The organism is Robiginitalea aurantiaca, from assembly GCF_030380815.1.
Classification (GTDB): Bacteria; Bacteroidota; Bacteroidia; order Flavobacteriales; family Flavobacteriaceae; genus Robiginitalea; species Robiginitalea aurantiaca.
The window spans coordinates 1-3,366 of the sequence record NZ_JAUDUY010000020.1; the positions used below are offsets into that span (position 1 = coordinate 1).

General features: G+C 51.8%; 2 rRNA genes. Both read left to right on the forward strand.

Going from position 1 to position 3,366, the window contains the following annotated elements:
- Positions 1–160 precede the first annotated feature (160 nt).
- A 23S ribosomal RNA gene (locus QU605_RS15225) occupies positions 161–3,008 on the forward strand.
- A 200-nt stretch (positions 3,009–3,208) separates the two neighbouring features.
- Positions 3,209–3,318 (forward strand): 5S ribosomal RNA (rrf, locus tag QU605_RS15230).
- The last annotated feature ends 48 nt before the right edge of the window (positions 3,319–3,366 follow it).

The window sequence follows — 3,366 nt, forward strand, 5'->3', positions numbered from 1 at the left end:
GTTCTTTGACATATTGGAATGGAAGGTTTTTTTAAAGCGACATAGGCTTTAGGGTTTATGTTGATTTAGGAGAATCTTCGATGAGATACAACACGAATCTAACGTAAAGTAAAGAGAGTAGTAATTAATACAATTACTTGAGCGAGAATACAAAGCAAGGCGACAAGTTAGACAAGGGCGTATGGGGGATGCCTAGGCTCCCAGAGGCGATGAAGGACGTGATAAGCTGCGAAAAGCTGCGGGGAGTTGCACATAAGCTGTGATCCGCAGATGTCCGAATGGGGCAACCCGGCTGGTTGAAGGCCAGTCATCTCGATTTATCGAGAAGCAAACCCGGTGAACTGAAACATCTAAGTAACCGGAGGAGGAGAAAACAAGAGTGATTCCGAGAGTAGTGGCGAGCGAAATCGGATTAGCCCAAACCAATATTGTTTCGGCAATATTGGGGTTGTAGGACCACGTGATTCGATGTATTACTGAACTGGAACGATCTGGAAAGGTTGACCATAGGGGGTGATAGTCCCGTACGGGTAAGGTAATATAATTGATAGTGGTATCCTGAGTAGCGCGGGGCACGTGAAACCCTGTGTGAATCTGGCGGGACCATCCGCCAAGGCTAAATACTCCTGGGAGACCGATAGTGAACTAGTACCGTGAGGGAAAGGTGAAAAGAACCCCGAACAGGGGAGTGAAATAGAACCTGAAACCATACGCTTACAAGCGGTCGGAGCGGATTTATCCGTGACGGCGTGCCTTTTGCATAATGAGCCTACGAGTTGCCGTTACTGGCAAGGTTAAGCCCTTAAGGGGCGGAGCCGAAGCGAAAGCGAGTCTGAATAGGGCGCCATAGTCAGTAGTGGCAGACGCGAAACCGTGTGATCTACCCATGGGCAGGCTGAAGCTGTGGTAACACATAGTGGAGGGCCGAACCCGTTGACGTTGAAAAGTCTTGGGATGACCTGTGGGTAGGGGTGAAAGGCCAATCAAACTCGGAAATAGCTCGTACTCCCCGAAATGCATTTAGGTGCAGCGTGCAATTAGTTTTACGGAGGTAGAGCTACTGATTGGATGCGGGGGCTTCACCGCCTACCAATTCCTGACAAACTCCGAATGCCGTAAAATGATGTTGTGCAGTGAGGGCATGGGTGCTAAGGTCCATGTCCGAGAGGGAAACAACCCGGATCACCGGCTAAGGTCCCAAAGTGTGTACTGAGTTGAACAAACGCGGTGGGATTGCATAGACAGCCAGGATGTTGGCTTGGAAGCAGCCATTCATTTAAAGAGTGCGTAACAGCTCACTGGTCGAGCGATCCTGCATGGATAATAATCGGGCATAAGTACACCACCGAAGCCGTGACTTTGACAGTTTACTGTTAAGGGGTAGGGGAGCATTGTAGTTGCGTCGAAGTCGGACTGTGAGGTCTGGTGGAGCGGCTACAAACGAAAATGTAGGCATAAGTAACGATAATGTGGGTGAGAAACCCACACGCCGAAAGACCAAGGATTCCCCGGCCATGCTAATCAGCCGGGGGTTAGTCGGGACCTAACGCGAACCCGAAGGGGGTAGTGGATGGACAAACGGTTAATATTCCGTTACCCGCAATACGTTAAAAGTGACGAGGGAGTGGCATTGGTGCGCACTGACGGAAATGTGCGTTGAATCCACTGTAAGGTGGAGATAGTACGGCAAGGCTACGGCTGCGCCGATAATCCAGTTTAACTTCCTCCGAGAAAAGCGAGTATTGCGGCCCGTACCGTAAACCGACACAGGTGGTTGGGATGAGTATTCTAAGGCGCTCGAGAGATTCATGGCTAAGGAACTAGGCAAAATAGACGCGTAACTTCGGGAGAAGCGTCGCCTCCCTCCGGGGAGGCCGCAGTGAAAAGGTCCAGGCGACTGTTTATCAAAAACACAGGGCTCTGCCAATTCGAAAGAAGAAGTATAGGGCCTGACACCTGCCCGGTGCCGGAAGGTTAAGGGGAGATGTTACCGCACTTGTGTGGGAAGCATTGAACCGAAGCCCCGGTAAACGGCGGCCGTAACTATAACGGTCCTAAGGTAGCGAAATTCCTTGTCGGGTAAGTTCCGACCTGCACGAATGGTGTAACGATCTGGACACTGTCTCGGCCATGAGCTCGGTGAAATTGTAGTATCGGTGAAGATGCCGGTTACCCGCAGTGGGACGAAAAGACCCCGTGCACCTTTACTATAGCTTCGTATTGACCTTGGACAACCAATGTGTAGGATAGCTGGGAGGCTTTGAAGCTGCGTCGCCAGGCGTGGTGGAGCCGCCGTTGAAATACCAGCCTTTGTTTGTTCGGGGCCTAATCCCTTTTACTAGGGAGACAGTGCGTGGTGGGTAGTTTGACTGGGGTGGTCGCCTCCAAAAGAGTAACGGAGGCTTCTAAAGGTACCCTCAGCACGCTTGGCAACCGTGCGTAGAGTGCAATGGCATAAGGGTGCTTGACTGTGAGACATACAGGTCGAACAGGTACGAAAGTAGAGCATAGTGATCCGGTGGTTCCGCATGGAAGGGCCATCGCTCAAAGGATAAAAGGTACGCCGGGGATAACAGGCTGATCTCCCCCAAGAGCTCACATCGACGGGGGGGTTTGGCACCTCGATGTCGGCTCGTCACATCCTGGGGCTGGAGAAGGTCCCAAGGGTTGGGCTGTTCGCCCATTAAAGTGGCACGCGAGCTGGGTTCAGAACGTCGTGAGACAGTTCGGTCTCTATCTACTGCGGGCGTTAGAAATTTGAGCGGAGCTGATCCTAGTACGAGAGGACCGGGTCGGACCGACCGCTGGTGTACCGGTTGTCCCGCCAGGGGCATTGCCGGGTAGCTATGTCGGGAAGAGATAAGCGCTGAAAGCATATAAGCGCGAAACTCGCCGCGAGATGAGATTTCTTTAAAGGGTCGTGGGAGACTACCACGTTGATAGGCCATAGGTGTAAGTACTGTAAGGTACGTAGCCGAGTGGTACTAATAGCCCATACAACTTGCGCCGTTACTTGCTTTGTGCAAGCGGACTCTTTGATTTATAGTTAGTTAAGTGTTTGTACCTCTTCGATAGAAGCTCCGGCTTTCTGTTCCATATGTCATGATATTGCCCTGAAGTGCGTTAGACGTACCACTCAGGGGGTCTGCAGGATGTACTGTGGTTGGGCAATGCCCGGCTTCAGGAGACCCTCCTGCCGACTTAAAACTCAGGTGGCCATGGCGACGGGGTCCACCCCTAACCATACCGAACAGGGAAGTTAAGCCCGTCAGCGCCGATGGTACTGCCGATTGGTGGGAGAGTAGGTCGCCGCCTTCTTCGAAAGCCCTTTACAGAAATGTGAAGGGCTTTTTTTATGGGATAAAC